Annotated in this window: 19 protein-coding genes and 5 tRNA genes; 3 read left to right on the top strand and 21 right to left on the bottom strand. The window is 34.3% G+C overall.

What is annotated here, in order from left to right:
- Window positions 1-64: 64 nt before the first annotated feature.
- From rpoB to A9D35_RS15465, 15 genes are all read right to left on the bottom strand, one after another.
- Window positions 65-3,877: a DNA-directed RNA polymerase subunit beta gene (gene rpoB / locus A9D35_RS15535; protein WP_066224688.1), complete on the bottom strand. Its 3,813-nt coding sequence runs from the start codon at window positions 3,875-3,877 to the stop codon at window positions 65-67.
- A gap of 124 nt (window positions 3,878-4,001) precedes the next feature.
- Window positions 4,002-4,373, bottom strand: coding sequence for a 50S ribosomal protein L7/L12 (gene rplL, locus A9D35_RS15530; RefSeq protein ID WP_066224686.1), 372 nt, complete (start codon window positions 4,371-4,373; stop codon window positions 4,002-4,004).
- A gap of 63 nt (window positions 4,374-4,436) precedes the next feature.
- A complete protein-coding gene (gene rplJ / locus A9D35_RS15525; RefSeq protein WP_066224683.1) occupies window positions 4,437-4,958 on the bottom strand; it encodes a 50S ribosomal protein L10 in 522 nt (173 codons plus the stop codon).
- Between the two features lie 18 nt (window positions 4,959-4,976).
- Complete coding sequence (rplA, locus tag A9D35_RS15520; RefSeq protein ID WP_066224680.1) at window positions 4,977-5,666, bottom strand: 50S ribosomal protein L1; 690 nt, start codon at window positions 5,664-5,666, stop codon at window positions 4,977-4,979.
- Window positions 5,667-5,686: 20 nt separating this feature from the next.
- Window positions 5,687-6,124: a 50S ribosomal protein L11 gene (gene rplK / locus A9D35_RS15515; RefSeq protein ID WP_066224675.1), complete on the bottom strand. Its 438-nt coding sequence runs from the start codon at window positions 6,122-6,124 to the stop codon at window positions 5,687-5,689.
- 73 nt (window positions 6,125-6,197) lie between these two features.
- Complete coding sequence (nusG, locus tag A9D35_RS15510) at window positions 6,198-6,752, bottom strand: transcription termination/antitermination protein NusG (protein ID WP_066224672.1); 555 nt, start codon at window positions 6,750-6,752, stop codon at window positions 6,198-6,200.
- Window positions 6,753-6,771: 19 nt separating this feature from the next.
- Window positions 6,772-6,966, bottom strand: a complete 195-nt coding sequence (secE, locus tag A9D35_RS15505) for a preprotein translocase subunit SecE (RefSeq protein WP_066224669.1) — start codon at window positions 6,964-6,966, stop codon at window positions 6,772-6,774.
- 22 nt (window positions 6,967-6,988) lie between these two features.
- Window positions 6,989-7,061, bottom strand: a tRNA-Trp gene (locus A9D35_RS15500).
- Window positions 7,062-7,119: 58 nt separating this feature from the next.
- Entirely contained in the window at window positions 7,120-8,307 is a 1,188-nt protein-coding gene (gene tuf / locus A9D35_RS15495; RefSeq protein ID WP_066224667.1) for an elongation factor Tu, read from the bottom strand.
- Window positions 8,308-8,369: 62 nt separating this feature from the next.
- A tRNA-Thr gene (locus A9D35_RS15490) sits at window positions 8,370-8,441 on the bottom strand.
- 9 nt (window positions 8,442-8,450) lie between these two features.
- Window positions 8,451-8,523, bottom strand: a tRNA-Gly gene (locus tag A9D35_RS15485).
- Between the two features lie 67 nt (window positions 8,524-8,590).
- Window positions 8,591-8,672 (bottom strand) — tRNA-Tyr (locus tag A9D35_RS15480).
- A gap of 89 nt (window positions 8,673-8,761) precedes the next feature.
- Window positions 8,762-8,835 (bottom strand) — tRNA-Thr (locus A9D35_RS15475).
- A gap of 101 nt (window positions 8,836-8,936) precedes the next feature.
- A complete protein-coding gene (gene hpf, locus A9D35_RS15470) occupies window positions 8,937-9,239 on the bottom strand; it encodes a ribosome hibernation-promoting factor, HPF/YfiA family (RefSeq protein WP_066224664.1) in 303 nt (100 codons plus the stop codon).
- A gap of 39 nt (window positions 9,240-9,278) precedes the next feature.
- Window positions 9,279-10,169 (bottom strand): tyrosine-type recombinase/integrase, encoded by an 891-nt coding sequence (locus A9D35_RS15465; protein WP_066224661.1) that lies wholly within the window; start codon window positions 10,167-10,169, stop codon window positions 9,279-9,281.
- Window positions 10,170-10,371: 202 nt separating this feature from the next.
- Between A9D35_RS15465 and A9D35_RS15460 the strand changes: the two genes are divergently transcribed.
- Window positions 10,372-10,788 (top strand): hypothetical protein, encoded by a 417-nt coding sequence (locus A9D35_RS15460; protein WP_066224658.1) that lies wholly within the window; start codon window positions 10,372-10,374, stop codon window positions 10,786-10,788.
- Between the two features lie 146 nt (window positions 10,789-10,934).
- On the opposite strand, the gene rpsU is transcribed toward A9D35_RS15460, so the two are convergent.
- Complete coding sequence (gene rpsU / locus A9D35_RS15455) at window positions 10,935-11,129, bottom strand: 30S ribosomal protein S21 (RefSeq protein WP_066224656.1); 195 nt, start codon at window positions 11,127-11,129, stop codon at window positions 10,935-10,937.
- A 239-nt stretch (window positions 11,130-11,368) separates the two neighbouring features.
- On the opposite strand from rpsU, the gene A9D35_RS15450 reads away from it, so the two are divergent.
- Window positions 11,369-11,677 carry an antibiotic biosynthesis monooxygenase family protein gene (locus tag A9D35_RS15450; protein ID WP_066224654.1) on the top strand — a complete coding sequence of 103 codons (309 nt, stop codon included), beginning with the start codon at window positions 11,369-11,371 and terminating at the stop codon, window positions 11,675-11,677.
- A 94-nt stretch (window positions 11,678-11,771) separates the two neighbouring features.
- On the opposite strand, the gene A9D35_RS15445 is transcribed toward A9D35_RS15450, so the two are convergent.
- Window positions 11,772-12,638 carry an outer membrane beta-barrel protein gene (locus A9D35_RS15445; protein ID WP_066226178.1) on the bottom strand — a complete coding sequence of 289 codons (867 nt, stop codon included), beginning with the start codon at window positions 12,636-12,638 and terminating at the stop codon, window positions 11,772-11,774.
- A 356-nt stretch (window positions 12,639-12,994) separates the two neighbouring features.
- Between A9D35_RS15445 and A9D35_RS15440 the strand changes: the two genes are divergently transcribed.
- Window positions 12,995-13,330, top strand: a complete 336-nt coding sequence (locus A9D35_RS15440; protein ID WP_066224651.1) for a 2Fe-2S iron-sulfur cluster-binding protein — start codon at window positions 12,995-12,997, stop codon at window positions 13,328-13,330.
- A 28-nt stretch (window positions 13,331-13,358) separates the two neighbouring features.
- Here A9D35_RS15440 and A9D35_RS15435 read toward each other — a convergent pair whose 3' ends face one another.
- The 4 genes from A9D35_RS15435 to A9D35_RS15420 form a co-directional block, all read right to left on the bottom strand.
- Window positions 13,359-14,642, bottom strand: a complete 1,284-nt coding sequence (locus tag A9D35_RS15435) for an APC family permease (protein WP_066224648.1) — start codon at window positions 14,640-14,642, stop codon at window positions 13,359-13,361.
- 67 nt (window positions 14,643-14,709) lie between these two features.
- Window positions 14,710-14,943 carry a hypothetical protein gene (locus tag A9D35_RS15430; RefSeq protein WP_066224645.1) on the bottom strand — a complete coding sequence of 78 codons (234 nt, stop codon included), beginning with the start codon at window positions 14,941-14,943 and terminating at the stop codon, window positions 14,710-14,712.
- A gap of 71 nt (window positions 14,944-15,014) precedes the next feature.
- Window positions 15,015-15,500, bottom strand: a complete 486-nt coding sequence (locus A9D35_RS15425) for a DUF6265 family protein (protein WP_235817911.1) — start codon at window positions 15,498-15,500, stop codon at window positions 15,015-15,017.
- Window positions 15,501-15,827: 327 nt separating this feature from the next.
- On the bottom strand, window positions 15,828-16,967 hold the full coding sequence (locus A9D35_RS15420) for a ligand-binding sensor domain-containing protein (RefSeq protein WP_066224641.1): 1,140 nt from the start codon (window positions 16,965-16,967) through the stop codon (window positions 15,828-15,830).
- Window positions 16,968-17,156 lie beyond the last annotated feature (189 nt).

The following is a 17,156-nucleotide window of genomic DNA, read 5'->3' as shown; positions in this document are numbered from 1 at the left end:
GGTGATATCGAATTATTTGTAAACTTAGTTCGTCAGGTTTATAATAAACCTGACGAACAATATATTATTCCTCTAATCTAATGTCTAGTCCTAAACCTTTCAATTCGTGCATAAGTACGTTGAATGATTCTGGTAATCCAGGTTCTGGCATTTGCTCTCCTTTTACGATTGCTTCGTAAGTTTTAGCTCTACCAATAACATCATCAGATTTCACTGTCAATATTTCTCTTAAGGTTGCAGAAGCACCATATGCCTCAAGTGCCCAAACTTCCATCTCTCCAAAACGCTGACCTCCAAATTGTGCTTTACCACCTAATGGTTGTTGTGTAATTAAAGAGTATGGCCCGATAGAACGTGCGTGCATTTTGTCGTCTACCATATGTCCTAATTTTAACATATAGATAACTCCAACAGTTGCAGGTTGGTCAAAACGATCTCCTGTTCCACCATCATAAAGATAGGTATGACCGTATCGTGGAATTCCAGCTTCGTCTGTTAATTCGTTGATTTGATCGATAGTTGCACCATCAAAAATAGGAGTCGCATACGTACGTCCTAAGTTTTGACCTGCCCAACCAAGAACAGTTTCATAAATTTGTCCAATGTTCATACGAGATGGTACCCCTAATGGATTTAATACTATATCTACAGGTGTTCCGTCTTCTAAGAATGGCATATCTTCTTGACGCACGATACGAGCAACAATACCTTTGTTACCGTGACGTCCTGCCATTTTATCTCCTACTTTTAGTTTACGTTTTTTAGCGATATAAACTTTAGCTAATTTAATAATTCCTGCTGGTAATTCATCTCCTACAGAAATCGTAAACTTCTCACGTCTTAAAGACCCTTGTAAGTCGTTTTCTTTAATCTTGTAGTTGTGAATTAAATCGGCAACAAGTTTATTAGTATGATCGTCTGTAGTCCATACACCAGATGTTAAGTGGGTATAGTCTTCTACAGCGTTTAACATTTTAAGCGTGTATTTCTTACCTTTTGGTAATACTTCTTCACCTAAATCGTTAAAGATACCTTGAGCTGTTTTACCGCCAACTAAAGTGAATAATTTATCAATTAAAACATTCTTTAATTCTTCAAATTTTGAAGAGTAAATACCTTCTAATTGTAAAATATCTTCTTTATCCTTAGCTCTCTTACGCTTATCTTTAACCGCACGAGCAAATAATTTTTTATCGATTACTACACCATTTAAGGATGGAGAAGCTTTTAAAGATGCATCTTTTACATCTCCTGCTTTATCACCAAAAATAGCACGTAATAATTTTTCTTCTGGAGTAGGATCGCTTTCACCTTTTGGTGTAATTTTTCCAATAAGGATATCACCAGGCTTAACTTCCGCACCTACGCGAATCATACCATTTTCATCTAAATCTTTAGTCGCTTCTTCAGAAACGTTAGGAATATCATTAGTTAACTCTTCGTTACCTAATTTAGTATCTCTAACTTCTAAAGAGTACTCATCGATATGGATAGATGTAAAGATATCTTCACGAACTACTTTTTCAGAAATCACGATGGCATCCTCAAAGTTATACCCTTTCCAAGGCATAAAGGCTACTTTCATGTTTCTACCCAATGCTAATTCACCGTTTTCGGTTGCATAACCTTGACAAAGTACTTGACCTTTTTGAACTCTATCACCTTTACGAACAATAGGTTTTAAGTTGATTGAGGTTCCTTGGTTAGTTTTTCTAAACTTAACTAACGGATAGGTTTTAATATCGCTATCAAAACTTACTGCAGCCTCATCGACTGTACGGTCGTATTTAATTGTAATTTCGTTTGCATCTACATATTCTACAACTCCGCTTCCTTCTGCATTAATCAATACTCGAGAGTCTGTAGCTACTTGACGCTCTAAACCTGTTCCAACAATAGGTGCTTGAGCACGTAATAATGGTACAGCTTGACGCATCATGTTAGATCCCATCAAGGCACGGTTCGCATCATCATGTTCTAAGAACGGAATTAATGAAGCCGATATTGACGAAATTTGATTTGGTGCAACATCTGTATAATGTAATGCTGTAGGTTCTATAACAGGGAAATCACCCTCCATTCTAGCAATTACCTTATCATGAACAATCTTAGCATTTTCATCGATTGTTACTGTTGCTTGTGCAATTAATTTTTCTTCTTCCTCTTCTGCACTTAAATATACTGGAGGATTTTGAATATCTACTACACCATCTGTTACGGCTCTATACGGTGTTTCGATGAATCCCATTGAATTCACTTTTGCATATACAGAAAGTGAAGAAATTAAACCAATGTTTGGTCCTTCTGGAGTTTCAATCGGACAAAGACGACCGTAGTGTGTGTAGTGAACGTCACGTACCTCGAACCCTGCTCTTTCTCTAGATAAACCTCCTGGCCCAAGAGCAGATAAACGACGCTTGTGCGTAATTTCTGCAAGTGGATTGGTTTGATCCATAAATTGAGATAACTGGTTCGTACCAAAGAATGAATTAATTACAGACGATAAAGTCTTAGCATTAATTAAATCGATTGGAGTAAATACTTCGTTATCACGAACGTTCATACGCTCACGAATAGTACGTGCCATACGGGCTAAACCAACACCAAATTGTTGAGATAATTGTTCACCTACTGTACGTACACGACGGTTAGATAAGTGGTCAATATCATCAATCTCTGCTTTAGAGTTGATAAGCTCGATTAAATATTTTATGATGGTAATGATATCTTCTTTGGTAAGCACTTGCTTATCCATTCCAATATCAAGACCTAATTTTTTGTTCATTCTATAACGTCCAACTTCTCCTAAAGAGTAACGTTGGTCTGAGAAGAATAATTTGTCTATAATACCTCTAGCCGTTTCTTCATCTGGCGGTTCGGCATTACGTAATTGACGATAGATATGCTCAACAGCTTCTTTTTCAGAGTTTGTTGGATCTTTTTGAAGCGTGTTATGAATAATAGCATAATCTCCTTGTTGCGCACTTTCTTTATGTAAAAGGACAGTCTTTACATTAGCTTCAAGAATTTCTTCAATATTATCTTTATCTAAAACTGTATCACGATCTAATACAATTTCGTTACGCTCTATAGAAACAACTTCTCCAGTATCTTCATCAACAAAATCTTCGTGCCAAGTGTTAAGTACACGAGCAGCTAATTTACGCCCTAAGTATTTTTTAAGTCCAGATTTTGAAACTTTAACTTCTTCGGCAAGATCAAAAATTTCTAGAATATCTTTATCACGTTCAAAACCAATGGCTCTAAACAGGGTAGTTACAGGTAACTTTTTCTTACGATCGATATATGCATACATAACACTGTTAATGTCTGTAGCAAATTCAATCCAAGATCCTTTAAATGGAATAACTCTAGCAGAGTATAATTTGGTCCCATTAGCGTGGAATGATTGACCAAAGAAAACCCCCGGAGAACGGTGTAATTGAGAAACGACTACACGCTCTGCACCATTGATACAAAAGGTGCCAGAAGGAGTCATGTAAGGAATTGTACCTAAGTACACATCTTGAACAATAGTCTCGAAATCCTCATGTTCAGGGTCTGTACAGTACAGTTTTAACCTTGCTTTAAGCGGAACGCTATAAGTAAGTCCTCTCTCGATACATTCTTCTAAGGCGTATCTTGGTGGATCAATGAAGTAATCTAAAAATTCTAAAACAAATTGATTACGTGTGTCTGTTATTGGGAAGTTTTCCATGAAGGTGTTATATAAACCTTCATTACCTCTTTCTTCAGATTTTGTTTCTAGTTGGAAAAAATCCTGGAAGGATTTAATCTGAATATCCAAGAAATCTGGATAATCTGTTCTATTGATAATAGACGAGAAATTTAATCTTTCAGCTTGTGTTACTAACATCAATGGACGAAATTTTGATTAAAAATAAAATTGACAGCGTATCTTACTAATATATACGCAAAATAGGTTTAGGTCTTAGAGTAGCACTCCAGACCTAAACCTTTGTATTGTTTGGTTGATAAGCTTACTTAAGCTCAACCTCAGCTCCCGCCTCTTCTAAAGATGTTTTTAAAGCTTCTGCTTCGTCTTTAGATACAGCTTCTTTAATAGCGCTTGGAGCACCATCAACTAATTCTTTAGCTTCTTTTAATCCTAAACCAGTTAATTCTTTAACTAATTTAACAACAGCTAATTTAGAACCACCAGCAGCTTTAAGAATTACGTCGAATTCTGTTTGCTCTTCTGCAGCTTCACCAGCAGCAGGTCCAGCAGCTACAGCTACAGCAGCAGCAGCAGGTTCGATACCGTACTCATCTTTTAATATAGTTGCTAATTCATTAACTTCTTTTACTGTTAAGTTAACTAATTGTTCTGCGAAATCTTTTAAATCTGCCATTTTCTATCGTTTTAATAAATTTTTAATTGTAATATAATTGTGTAATAGTGCGTACTGTTTTGTTTATCCCTCTTTTTGAGATAAAGTTTTTAAGATACCTGAAAGTTTCCCTCCACTTGATTGAAGTGCAGAAATAACGTTCTTAGCAGGCGATTGTAATAATCCTATGATATCTCCTATTAACTCTTCACGAGATTTGATATCTACTAAGGCATCTAATTGGTCGTCTCCTAAGTAAACAGTTTCTTCAATAAAAGCTCCCTTTAATAAAGGTTTTTCTGCTTTCTTTCTGAAGGCTTTAATTACTTTTGCAGGAGCGTTTCCTGTTTCAGAATACATAACTGAAGTGTTACCTTTTAAAATACTAGGTAAGTCACCAAAGTCTCTATCTGAAGCTTCCATTGCTTTTTCAAGTAATGTATTTTTTACTACAGCTAATTTAATGTTAGCTTTAAAGCAAGCGTGACGTAATTCCGAAGTTTTCGCTGCGTTTAACCCAGAAATATCTGCTACGTAGATATTTGCGTTATCGGCTAATTGTGCAGTTAGTTCTTCAATTACTTGTGATTTTTCTTCTCTTGTCATAATAAAAGTTTTAACTAATTAACCAATTTTAGACTCAACAGCTATACTAGGACTCATAGTACTAGATAAGAAGATACTCTTAACGTAAGTTCCTTTTGCCGCAGTTGGCTTTAATTTCATTAAAGTTTGTAATAATTCGTTTGCGTTACCAGCTATTTGCTCTGCACTAAAAGATACTTTTCCAATAGCAGCGTGAACGATACCAGTTTTATCAACTTTAAAGTCAATTTTACCAGCTTTCACTTCAGTTACTGCTTTTGCAACGTCCATAGTTACAGTACCAGTTTTTGGGTTAGGCATTAATCCACGAGGACCTAAAATACGTCCTAATGGTCCTAATTTACCCATTACACTTGGCATAGTGATAATTACATCTACGTCTGTCCATCCGCTCTTGATTTTATCAAGAAATTCATCTAAACCTACATAATCTGCTCCAGCTTCTTTAGCTTCTGCTTCTTTGTCTGGAGTTACTAATGCTAAAACTTTTACGTCTTTACCTGTACCATGAGGAAGAGATACTACACCTCTAACCATTTGGTTTGCTTTTCTAGGATCTACTCCTAAACGAACAGCGATATCTACAGACGCATCAAATTTTGCATTTGTAATGTCTTTTACTAATGAAGATGCTTCATTAATAGAATAAAGTTTTCCTTTTTCTATTTTTGCTAAAGCTTCTTTTTGCTTTTTTGCTAATCTTGCCATTTTAAATGTCTTTTTCTAGATTAATTTGGCGCGTTTCCGGTTACGGTAATTCCCATAGACCTTGCGGTACCTGCGATCATTTTCATTGCCGATTCGATAGTAAATGCATTTAAATCTTGCATTTTGTCTTCAGCAATAGTTTTAATCTGATCCCAAGAAACTTTAGCTACTTTTTTTCGGTTTGGTTCACCTGAACCTTTCTTCACCTTGGCTGCTTCTAATAACTGAACTGCCGCTGGTGGTGTCTTGATTACAAAATCAAATGATTTATCTTTGTAAACAGAGATCACAACTGGTAATACTTTACCAGCTTTGTCTTGCGTTCTAGCATTGAATTGCTTACAGAACTCCATGATGTTAACACCTGCAGCTCCTAAAGCGGGTCCAACCGGTGGCGACGGATTCGCTGCACCTCCCCGAACTTGTAACTTAACTACTTTACCTAATTCTTTTGCCATTTTTAATAATTTAATTTTGATGTGCTTCTACAGTTGGAAGCAGTATGACACATCGGTATCGTTGTAACACTATTTATACTTTTTCAACCTGCATATAGCTTAACTCTAATGGTGTTTTTCTTCCAAAAATCTTTACCATTACTTCTAGCTTACGCTTTTCTTCGTTTATCTTTTCAATAGTACCATCGAATCCATTAAATGGACCATCAATAACTTTTACAGTTTCGCCAATTGTATAAGGAATAGCAACATTGGTTTCTGTATCTACAGTTAACTCGTCTACCTTACCTAACATTCTGTTTACTTCAGATTGTCTTAATGGCACTGGATCTCCACCTTTTGTTTCACCTAAAAAACCAATTACGTTAGTAACCGATCTAATAATGTGAGGTACCTCTCCAGTTAAATTAGCTTGAACCATGATGTAACCTGGGAAATAAACTTTTTCTTTGCTTATTTTCTTTCCGTTACGGATTTGAATAACTTTTTCTGTAGGAACAAGTACTTGGTCTACATAATCATCTAAGCCTAAACGAGAAATTTCATTCTCTATATATGCTTTAATTTTATTTTCTTGACCACTTACAGCTCTAACAACATACCACTTTTTAGCATTTCCTTCAGACATAAAAACTTCTTTTTATTGTTTAGTTTATCAAATGAAAGTAAAATGATATGACTTTGCTGAATACTGTATCTACTCCCCATATAGCTAAAGAGAACAGTGTAGAAAACACAGCAACCAAAATAGTTAAGCTTTGTCCTTCTGCCATAGTTGGCCAAGTTACATTATGCTTTAACTCTCCGAATGATTCTTTTACGTAATTTACAAATCCAGCCATTATTTTTTCAAAACTTTATTAGCACGGGCGGAGAGACTCGAACTCCCGACACCTGGTTTTGGAGACCAGTGCTCTACCAACTGAGCTACGCCCGTATAAAAGTCAAGGTATTTCAAAATTGAAATACCTCAACCTTATATTATTAAACTTTAATTAGTCTAAAATTTCAGTTACTTGACCTGCACCAACAGTTCTACCACCTTCTCTAATTGCGAAACGTAAACCTACATTCATTGCAATAGTGTTAAGTAACTCAACAGTAATAGTTAAGTTATCTCCTGGCATAACCATCTCTACTCCGTCAGGTAATTGGATAGTTCCAGTTACATCTGTTGTACGTACGTAGAATTGTGGACGGTAGTTATTGTGGAATGGAGTGTGACGTCCACCTTCTTCTTTCTTAAGGATATAAACCTCAGCTTTAAATTTAGCGTGTGGAGTTACAGATCCTGGCTTAACAATTACCATTCCTCTTTTAATTTGCTCCTTATCAATACCTCTTAATAAGATACCTGCGTTATCTCCAGCTTCACCTCTATCTAAGATTTGACGGAACATTTCGATACCTGTAATAGTAGATGTTAACTTTTCAGCTCCCATACCAATAATTTCTACAGGATCTCCTGTTTTAGCAACACCAGTTTCGATACGACCTGTAGCTACAGTTCCACGACCAGTAATAGAGAATACATCTTCGATAGGCATTAAGAAAGGCTTATCCATATCACGTACAGGCTCTTCGATCCAGTTGTCACATGCTTCCATTAATTCTAACACAGTGTCAACCCACTTTTGCTCACCATTAAGTGCACCTAAAGCAGAACCAGATACAACAGGTCCGTTATCTCCATCGTACTCATAGAAAGATAATAAGTCTCTAACTTCCATGTCAACCAACTCTAAAAGCTCTTCATCATCCACCATATCTACTTTGTTTAAGAAAACAACGATACGAGGAATACCAACTTGACGTCCTAATAAGATGTGTTCACGAGTTTGTGGCATTGGACCATCAGTAGCAGCAACTACTAAGATCGCACCATCCATTTGTGCAGCACCAGTTACCATGTTCTTTACGTAATCCGCGTGACCTGGACAGTCAACGTGAGCATAGTGACGGTTAGCTGTTTGATATTCTACGTGAGAAGTATTAATTGTGATACCTCTTTCTTTTTCTTCTGGAGCATTATCAATTTGATCAAAAGATTTTGCTTCTGAATAACCTGCATCAGCTAATACTTTAGTAATAGCAGCAGTTAAAGTTGTTTTACCGTGATCTACGTGTCCAATAGTACCTATGTTTAAGTGTGGTTTTGAACGATCGAAAGTTGCCTTTGCCATGTTTATTTTATTTTAATCTTATTTATATTAGTGTTCAATTTACTCTATATACTTTAAAAATGAGCCAATGACGGGAATTGAACCCGTGACCTCTTCCTTACCAAGGAAACGCTCTACCCCTGAGCTACACCGGCTTAAAATTGAGCGAGAGACCGGGTTCGAACCGGCGACATTCAGCTTGGAAGGCTGACGCTCTACCAACTGAGCTACTCTCGCATTATTTTAAATTCCTGTATTTATAATTACCACAACCTTTACTATGTATTACATTGTAAAAATAATGTGGGGAGAGCAGGATTCGAACCTGCGAAGACGTAGTCAGCAGATTTACAGTCTGCCCTCGTTGGCCGCTTGAGTATCTCCCCAATTATAAATTATTCACTCTTTAAAAGAACTTACTTAAACCAGCAATTACTTTCCTGTTTTAAGACCCTTGCTTTGCAAGAATTTAATGAGCCGATAGAGGGACTCGAACCCACGACCTGCTGATTACAAATCAGCTGCTCTAGCCAGCTGAGCTACATCGGCTTTTTAAACTTTTTTCATCACAAAAAAAGTCCGCTATTTCTAACGGACTGCAAATGTATATATTTATTCTTTTATTCAAAACATTTTTTCAAATATTTTTATCATAAATATGATTTTAACTTTTCTTTTCGCTTTTTAAGTTGTCTTTCTAACGACGAAGCGGCACAATCTGCTCCTTCTTCAAAAGTCTTACATTGTTTCTTAACAACAAAACTATCTCCCGGTACACTTACTCTAGCTTCAAAGATTTTATTCTCTTTGTCGCTCGTGTTATCTAATTTTAAATAAACATCGGCACTTATTACCTTATCATAAAACTGATCTAACTTATCCATACGCTTTTGAACAAAATCTATCAATTTTTGGTCTGCATTAAAATTCACTGATTGCATGTTTACTTTCATACTTCTAAAATTTATAATTAAACAATAGGTGGTTTCGTACTATTTCTTATTTCTTGGATGTGTATTTAAATACACCTTTTTTAATTCTGATATACTATTGTGCGTATAAACTTGTGTTGATGCTAAACTTGCATGGCCCAGAAGTTCTTTTACGGCATTTAAATCGGCACCTTGATTTAGCAAATGAGTTGCAAAAGAATGCCGTAATATATGCGGGCTCTTTTTTACTTTTGAAGATGCCAAACTAAAATAGTTATTTATTATTCTGTAAACAAGTGTTTCATAAATTTTAACGCCTTTTTGGGTTAAAAACATATACTCCTTGTCTTTTATAAATGTTAAGGTATCTCGTTTGTTTACATACAACCTAACAAGCTCTGATACAGATGGTAACAAAGGCACCAATCGTTCCTTATTACGTTTCCCTAAAACTTTTAAAGTTTTACCAGACAAATTAAAATCTTCTAATTGTAGCTGTACCAACTCTATACGCCGAATTCCGGTAGAATAGAACAATTCTATTATCAGTCGATTTCTTAACCCTTCAAAATCATCTTCATGAGGAAAATCATCTAAAACGGTTTTCATTTCTTTTTCCGAAAAAGGAATCTGAATATTCTTTTTAACTTTTAAAGCTTTATGCTTTGCAAGCGGATTAACTTCGATATCTCCTGTTTTTAATAAAAACTTGTAATACGAATTTAAAGCCGATACCTTTCTATTTATACTTCGGTTACTTAAACCACTTTCTACTAAACAAACAATCCAACTTCTAATTTGCGAATAATGTACATCTTGCAATGTTTCTGTTTGATATTCTGCAGCAATAAAATCGGCAAAATCGCCCAAATCCTTTTTATAAGCATTTACGGTTAAAGCAGAATAATGCTTCTCTAGTAACAAATAATCTAAAAAGGGAGCTATTAACATAATAATCGCGGCTGTATTGTTGCTAATATAATAAGTTTAAAAGATGGAAGACAATAGTTATAGCTTTTTAACTATTAGTAGTTTATTATTTATCTGAAACTAATATCTTTAACACATCATTGTAACCTCTACTTGAAACCTAGGTTTTTTCTCACCTACTTCAAATTATGAGCGTTAATGAGAAGTAAAATAAACCTACACCATGAAAAAATTACAACTCATAAAATCCTTAAGCATTTTTCTATTCCTGATAACATTTTTTTCCTGTTCAGAAAAGGATCGTCCAGACGGGGATTGGGATGATAATATAAAACTCTCGCAAAAGAAAGTTCCTTTTTCTGCAGATCGCGATTCGATAGTTATTACAACTAAAGGTGAATGGTGGTGGATTAATGAAGTTATGCTTAACGGAAACGCTGAATTAGATCGACAAGATGTAAACACTGCAGACAAACAGTTTATTTTAGAATCTTCTGAATTTATGATTGAAAGAAAAAATGCTACCGAACTTCAAATTACAATGACAGCAAACCCAACCGATACCGAAAGAGTTTTATTTATAGGTTTACAAGCTGGAAACTATTTCGACAGCATAATCCTTACTCAAGCAGCACCATAATCTCTTTTAAAAATAATTTGCTTTACAACAGTAAATTGCAATATGTATAAAAACAGTCTTACTTCGAAACCAAAATATCATACGCTATAAAACAAAAAAATCCTGCTACATGCAGGATTTTTTAATATGTGTCAAAACAACTAAGATTAAATGTTTTCTAAATCTCTTAGTCTTTGAATATATTGTGCTTTTTGCTTTTGAGCTCTGTTAGCTACAGAAGGCTTTAAAAACTGCTTACGTGATTGTAATTGACGCTTAGTTCCAGTTCTATCAAACTTTCTTTTGTAACGCTTTAGCGCTCTATCTATATTCTCTCCTTCTTTAATTGGTATTATTAACATAGTCCTTAACCTCCTCTCTTTTAGCATTCGGGCTGCAAATATAAAAAGTAATTTAAATCTAGCAATCAAAAAAATAAAATATTTTTTAAAAGCCCTTAAAACCTTCACCTCTAGGGAAAAAACTAAGGATACAGGTCACAAAAAAACATAAAAAATCAAGTGTTTTACTTAATTATTAGCCGTCCTTATAAATTAAAACCTGTAATTTTATTCTACTAATCAGTAACAGATATAAACTTATGATTTTAGAAGTTGCAATTCTTGAAGTAAAAAAAGGCATGGAAGACACCTTTGAAACAGATTTTAAAAAAGCGAGTGCATATATCGCTTTAACTCCGGGTTATTTAAATCATAAATTAAACATATGTATAGAGCAGCCTAATAAATATATTTTATTAGTAGAATGGGAAACCTTGGAAGATCACACTATAGGTTTTAGAACTTCAGATAACTATAATTCTTGGAAAGCACTTTTGCATCCTTATTACGATCCATTTCCAACGGTTGAACATTATGAGACTCGATTTGAAATGAAAAAAGACCACTAATTGTGGTCTTTTTATTATTTCTAAAACTGTATTTATTTTTCTGGTCTTTCAACAAGTAAAACTCGCTTTAACAACCTTCTTTTTAAACTACAATTTATTTAGATTTTGATGAATTTGTAAACTTATAAGTAACACCAAAGTTTAATCCGAAAGAAGAGTATGGTACTTTTTCAGCAAGTTTCTTAGATGGGTCTAAACTATCTTCATGAGATAATTCATCTACATAGGTAGTTTTTAACACATAACCTGCAGGTAAATTATCTAAACTGTAGAATCCTTTAACAGCAACATCACCATTTGGTAATACGATATCTGTGTTAAACTCTGTAATTTCAGAATCTTTCCTTTTTAAACTAATACCATAATATTCAGCTTCTACAAATAAGCTAAAATTAGAGTTTAAGTCAAATCTATACCCCAATGCTCCCACAAAACCAAGTGGAAAGTGTCCGTGAAAATCTTCTACATAATTTGTGTCTGAATATGATCCTTCTGGTAATCCCAAAGCATTCGCTTCCTCTGAAGAAAACACAGAACTACTGCTAACAACAGCTTCTGTTTTACCTGCTACTTTTATTAAAGCCCCAAAACGTCCGTAAACATTATTAGTAAATTTATATACTACAGCCAAAGATGCTCCATAAGCTCTAGCTCTTGCAATAGCATCAACTTGTTCGTTAGGTAAATCGACCATAGAAATTGTTTGGTCTGCACCGTGTAAATAACCAAATCCTAAATCAAGTCCGAATGTTTCGTTAAAGAAATAAGTCCCTCTTAATTGAAAATTGGCACCTTCACCATAACTACCATAAGCGTTTTTGGTTTCAGTAGAATTTATTTCTGTTCCTGTTTTCATTCCGGCACTTCCAATGGCATAACCTGTACTCGCCGAAATTTGAAATTGTCCATAAGTTACCGTACTAATTAATACAATAACAAATGATAGTAATACTTTATTCATTTTAATTTTTTTTAATATTTTTTTAAAAATAAATCTAAAATAGAACATGGCAAAATAAATTTATAAATTTGAAGTCGTATTTATTACGAATTATCTAAAAAACCACCTGTAATTAAGGCTTAAATTTTCAATATAACAAAACAACCCTTAGTCAATATTTTGGAACTCAGACTTATAAACAAGACACAAGACCCGTTTTAAAACATGGTTTTTTCAGATTACGAATCCTACATTTATTTCTTAAATTATATATCGCAACATGCAACCAATCTATTTTATAAATTAGAATTGACAAACAACACAGTAGTAATAAATCTTCTTTACATTTATAAGGTAAAACATTTACATAATTCTAAATGAAGTCGATAACTTTTACCTTGATTGATAGTATTGGGGAAACACACTACATTGAAACTAAACCAAATAGTTACGAATCTTTAATGGCGTTAATTGTTAACGAACTTTATGAAACCATCGGTGATTGCAAAGGTAGAGCTTGGTGTGGCACATGTATAGTTAGACAAGTAAAAGGGCACATCATAGAAGCTCCTTTAAGTCTTGATGAACAAAAATTATTGAATCAATATCCCAATCCAGAGCACTCGCCTATTCGATTATCTTGTCAAATTTTAATTAATAGCGATTTAGAACAAACCTGTTGGGAAATTGTAGATAGCAGATTAAGTATGTAACCTTTTCTATTAGATTGAATTAAACCAACTATGTATTAGCTTCGTGCCTTTTATAAAACCATTCAAAAAGGAAACACAATATAATAATACCCATCGCAGCCAGAACACCTGTTGTATTTTCTGAATATTGCTGAATTAATAAAGTAAAAAAAGCAAGAATACACAACACGCTTGCCAATAGATGAATCCATCTTTTCGACTTTAATTCCTGGTATTTCTCATATCCAATATAATTTACGATACCAAAAATCAACAAAAAACCAGCGCTCCCAGCAGTAGATATGCTTTGCAAATTAAATAGATTAACTAGGGTTATAGAAAAAATAGCGGTGATTAACAGTCCCGAAGGTTTGCCCCAAAATTTATGACAAAAATATTCTGGTAGTTCATCGTCTTCAGCAATATCGTAGTTTACTCGACCGCTTCCTAATAATGTGGCGTTAATAGCCGAAAACGTAGAGATTAGTGCAGTAACTGTAATAATTTTAAATCCTATTTTTCCTAATGTAGGTTCGGCAGCTTTAGCCAACACATAATCTTCGGCTCCAGCAATATCTGTAAACGATAAAGATCCCACGGTAATGATAGCAATTAAAACATAAAGTACGACTACAAATCCTACGGCACCAAAATATGCTTTTTCGGTATTCTTCTCACGATCCCGTAAATCGGAAATAGAGTTCGCAATTAATTCAAAGCCTTCATAAGCCACAAAAATCACCATCCCTCCGGCTAGAATTAAAAATGGATTTTCCCAATCTGTTGGAGCAAGCTGTCCTAAATGCTTTGGGTTTATAGAGAACCCGTAAAAACCAACTCCTATAAAAGCTAATAAAATGAGTAATTTTATAATTACAGAAACCGATTCTATTTCGCCCACTGCTTTTACACTAAGATAATTTACTAAGAGAGCAACAACAATAATGGCCGTTTGAAATATTCTAGTGTCGATATTTTTATCGCCGGTAATAGTTATGAGTTCTGCACCGTAAGACCCGAAGGCAGACGCGTATAAAGCAAGCATAACAATATAACTCACCCACAATAAATTATTTAGGCCACCAGCAAAAATTCCATTCCCAAATTGTTGATGAATAAATTTTACGGTGCCACCATTCTCTGGAAATTTCTTAGACAATTTAGCATAAGAATACGCTGTTAATAATGCGATAAGACCGGCAAACAAAAAAGCTAAAGGTGTAGCGCCTTTTGCCAAGGAAACAGCCAGGCCAAGCACGGCAAAAATACCACCACCTACCATACCTCCAATGCCTATAGATATCGCTTCTCTTAATCCTATTTTTTTATCCATGAATGCGCTTTCATTTCTTTTAAGAAATTATATATAGAATACTAGACGTTTGTCGAGAATCTTAAAGTTAAATAGTAATTGGCTTTTTTAGAAAAATCCATCGTAGCTGATGTTCTTCACCAGTTGCTGTTTTAACATTCTGAACACGAGGGGCTAAAAGTGCCGTAATTCCTCCGGTAAGAATAGCTCTAAAGGCCTCGTTTAAACTTTCAAAAAAATGATTAAAAAATGCCCAAATCAAAAAAAAGAGGATAATAAAAATAACGAACGTAAATATCTTATATTGGGTTACCTTTTTCATAATTACAATTTAACTCATAGTTTATTGAAACCTATGTTCTACAAGTTTTAAAGCTAATAAAAGTAAGGTTTTTAATGGGATTTTATAAAGTTGAATGGAATTTCTAGTTCCGCGTTTGAAACTGATGCTTTTAACGTATCTGCTTTCCTCCAATACCTAATTTTGTTTGGAAAGTCTATTTGGGTATTCTGAAAAGTAAATTCTCTATCGGAATGATTTATCAAATTAAAGCTTGTAAATTCTGCTTCTTCAGGAGCTTTTACAAGCAAATTCCAATCGCTATTTTTATTCACTAACCTTATATTTTCTTGTCTAAGCGTGTCCCCATTCTGCATGGTAAATCCAATCCCCAAATATTCTGAAGCTGATACTTTTGTCCATTTTTCGAATGTTTGCATGCCCGGCTCTTCGTCCAAACGTTCCCATTCTCCCAACAACCAATCAAAATTTTCTTCAGTTTCTAAAACATTTACGGTTTCCGTTTTTAAATTTTCTTTTTTGGTTTGTTGGCAAGACATCAAAAAAGCAATTAGCAATACTAATGATACAGGTTTCATACAGATTTCTTTTAAATAATAAATAAAGCACAAATACTTAACTGTTTGCATTATTGTAATTTCCTCTTCCCAATTCTACCTACGACAAGCATGATAAAACCTGCGCCAAAAAGAAGACCTTTAAAAAAATCTATTATACTTCCTTCGAAAGTAAAGTGTAACACCACGCCCACAATTAATAGTAATAGTCCAATTAGTCTTACGGTATTCATTTTACGTCTGTTTTTAATTATTACAATGGTCTATAAAGCTTCCTTAAGCCCATGGTTATAAAAATAAGAATTTAATCTATACTAAAGGGAACTGTTATATAATAAAGATATAATGTTACTTTGAATTACTCCATGGTCCTTGCTTTGTAATATTTACAAAATCTTGGCCATTATAACGTGTTAGACCGTTAAAACCTCCGAACCAAAACCGATCAGAATTATCCTGAAAGATATCCATAATTGCATGACTTTGAAGTCCGTGGACTTTATTATAATTAATGATTGATTTCCCGTCGAATGAAAACACACCATAATTTTTCACCGAAAACCATATATCTCCTTTCTTGTCCTGAAAAACATCCCATACTTCTTTTCCTTGCACCCCAAACTGATTGGTAATATTGGTAAACTTCTCACCATCAAAATAACACAATCCATTATGTACGGTTCCAAACCAAAAACCTCCGTTTCTATCCTCTAAAACCTTACTCACATAATTACTACATAAACCATCGGTTTCCGAAATATTTGTCAACGTTTTACCATCAAAAACATAAGCTCCTCCATTGGTAGCAAACCACATATTACCTTTACTGTCTTCCATAATACTATGCACAATCTTGGTGCTAGACACGCCTCGTGTTTTATCTTTTTGGCCTTCAGGAATCTCGAAACTAGAAAACGTATCGCCATTAAAATAACAAGCGCCTTGTAGCGTACCTATCCAAATTGTGTTGTTTTTATCGACTGCTAAACACCAAACATCGTTGTCTATTAACCCATCTTTTCTGGAAAAATTGATAATTGTACTACCATCAAATTTACTCACTCCGGCAGTATGCCCAAACCAAATGTTCCCAATGTTATCTTCTGCAATATATTTAATGGTGACTTGTTTTCCGTATTGATCTTTGATGTCATCTAAATACCTTAGCATAGTACCATCATAATAATAAGCACCATTTTCTGCCCCAATCCAAATACGCCCTTTTTTATCTTGAAAAATTTTGCGAATTACATTGCTAATTTTTTCATCTTTATTCAACATTACAAAAGGTGATGTTAAATCTTCATCTAGTGATTGATGTTCTATTGAATTTGAATCGACAATTTCTAAGCCCGATTCTGTTGCTGGACTAGATGCAACACTTTCCTGCTTTTCTTTTTTACATGAAACTGTAATAGCTAAAAGCAGAAAAAACCGAAAAGATAGACGACAGATTTTAAAGTGGTCTTGGGTTATTTTTATGTTCATAATGGTAACTCTAAAATTTTATTCTAAAATAAGCACTATAAATATACAAGCACATAAAAAACATCTTATCGTTTTATTTCTATCCCACAAAAGAGTTATAAGTTGGAATTAGGTATCTGCAGGTATCAAATTAAAGACTGACTAGAACGTATTAAAATCCGTTATTCTTAATTCGCCAAACACTCTCCT

This window comes from Formosa haliotis (assembly GCF_001685485.1).
GTDB classification, from domain to species: Bacteria; Bacteroidota; Bacteroidia; order Flavobacteriales; family Flavobacteriaceae; genus Formosa; species Formosa haliotis.
Note: the sequence above shows the minus strand (reverse complement) of the source record. Positions and strands in the feature narration are given on the sequence as shown.

Bases quoted from the DNA above. Each gene is read 5' to 3' on its own strand.
- A9D35_RS15425 (WP_235817911.1), bottom strand. From the start codon at position 15,500: ATGAAACCTGTATCATTAGTATTGCTAATTGCTTTTTTGATGTCTTGC.
- nusG (WP_066224672.1), bottom strand. From the start codon at position 6,752: ATGTCTGAAGGAAATGCTAAAAAGTGGTATGTTGTTAGAGCTGTAAGT.
- A9D35_RS15450 (WP_066224654.1), top strand. From the start codon at position 11,369: ATGATTTTAGAAGTTGCAATTCTTGAAGTAAAAAAAGGCATGGAAGAC.
- rpsU (WP_066224656.1), bottom strand. From the start codon at position 11,129: ATGTTAATAATACCAATTAAAGAAGGAGAGAATATAGATAGAGCGCTA.
- rplA (WP_066224680.1), bottom strand. From the start codon at position 5,666: ATGGCAAGATTAGCAAAAAAGCAAAAAGAAGCTTTAGCAAAAATAGAA.
- rplL (WP_066224686.1), bottom strand. From the start codon at position 4,373: ATGGCAGATTTAAAAGATTTCGCAGAACAATTAGTTAACTTAACAGTA.
- A9D35_RS15420 (WP_066224641.1), bottom strand. From the start codon at position 16,967: ATGAACATAAAAATAACCCAAGACCACTTTAAAATCTGTCGTCTATCT.
- hpf (WP_066224664.1), bottom strand. From the start codon at position 9,239: ATGAAAGTAAACATGCAATCAGTGAATTTTAATGCAGACCAAAAATTG.
- rplK (WP_066224675.1), bottom strand. From the start codon at position 6,124: ATGGCAAAAGAATTAGGTAAAGTAGTTAAGTTACAAGTTCGGGGAGGT.
- A9D35_RS15465 (WP_066224661.1), bottom strand. From the start codon at position 10,169: ATGTTAATAGCTCCCTTTTTAGATTATTTGTTACTAGAGAAGCATTAT.
- rpoB (WP_066224688.1), bottom strand. From the start codon at position 3,877: ATGTTAGTAACACAAGCTGAAAGATTAAATTTCTCGTCTATTATCAAT.
- A9D35_RS15460 (WP_066224658.1), top strand. From the start codon at position 10,372: ATGAAAAAATTACAACTCATAAAATCCTTAAGCATTTTTCTATTCCTG.
- A9D35_RS15445 (WP_066226178.1), bottom strand. From the start codon at position 12,638: ATGAATAAAGTATTACTATCATTTGTTATTGTATTAATTAGTACGGTA.
- A9D35_RS15440 (WP_066224651.1), top strand. From the start codon at position 12,995: ATGAAGTCGATAACTTTTACCTTGATTGATAGTATTGGGGAAACACAC.
- A9D35_RS15430 (WP_066224645.1), bottom strand. From the start codon at position 14,943: ATGAAAAAGGTAACCCAATATAAGATATTTACGTTCGTTATTTTTATT.
- rplJ (WP_066224683.1), bottom strand. From the start codon at position 4,958: ATGACAAGAGAAGAAAAATCACAAGTAATTGAAGAACTAACTGCACAA.
- A9D35_RS15435 (WP_066224648.1), bottom strand. From the start codon at position 14,642: ATGGATAAAAAAATAGGATTAAGAGAAGCGATATCTATAGGCATTGGA.
- tuf (WP_066224667.1), bottom strand. From the start codon at position 8,307: ATGGCAAAGGCAACTTTCGATCGTTCAAAACCACACTTAAACATAGGT.
- secE (WP_066224669.1), bottom strand. From the start codon at position 6,966: ATGGCTGGATTTGTAAATTACGTAAAAGAATCATTCGGAGAGTTAAAG.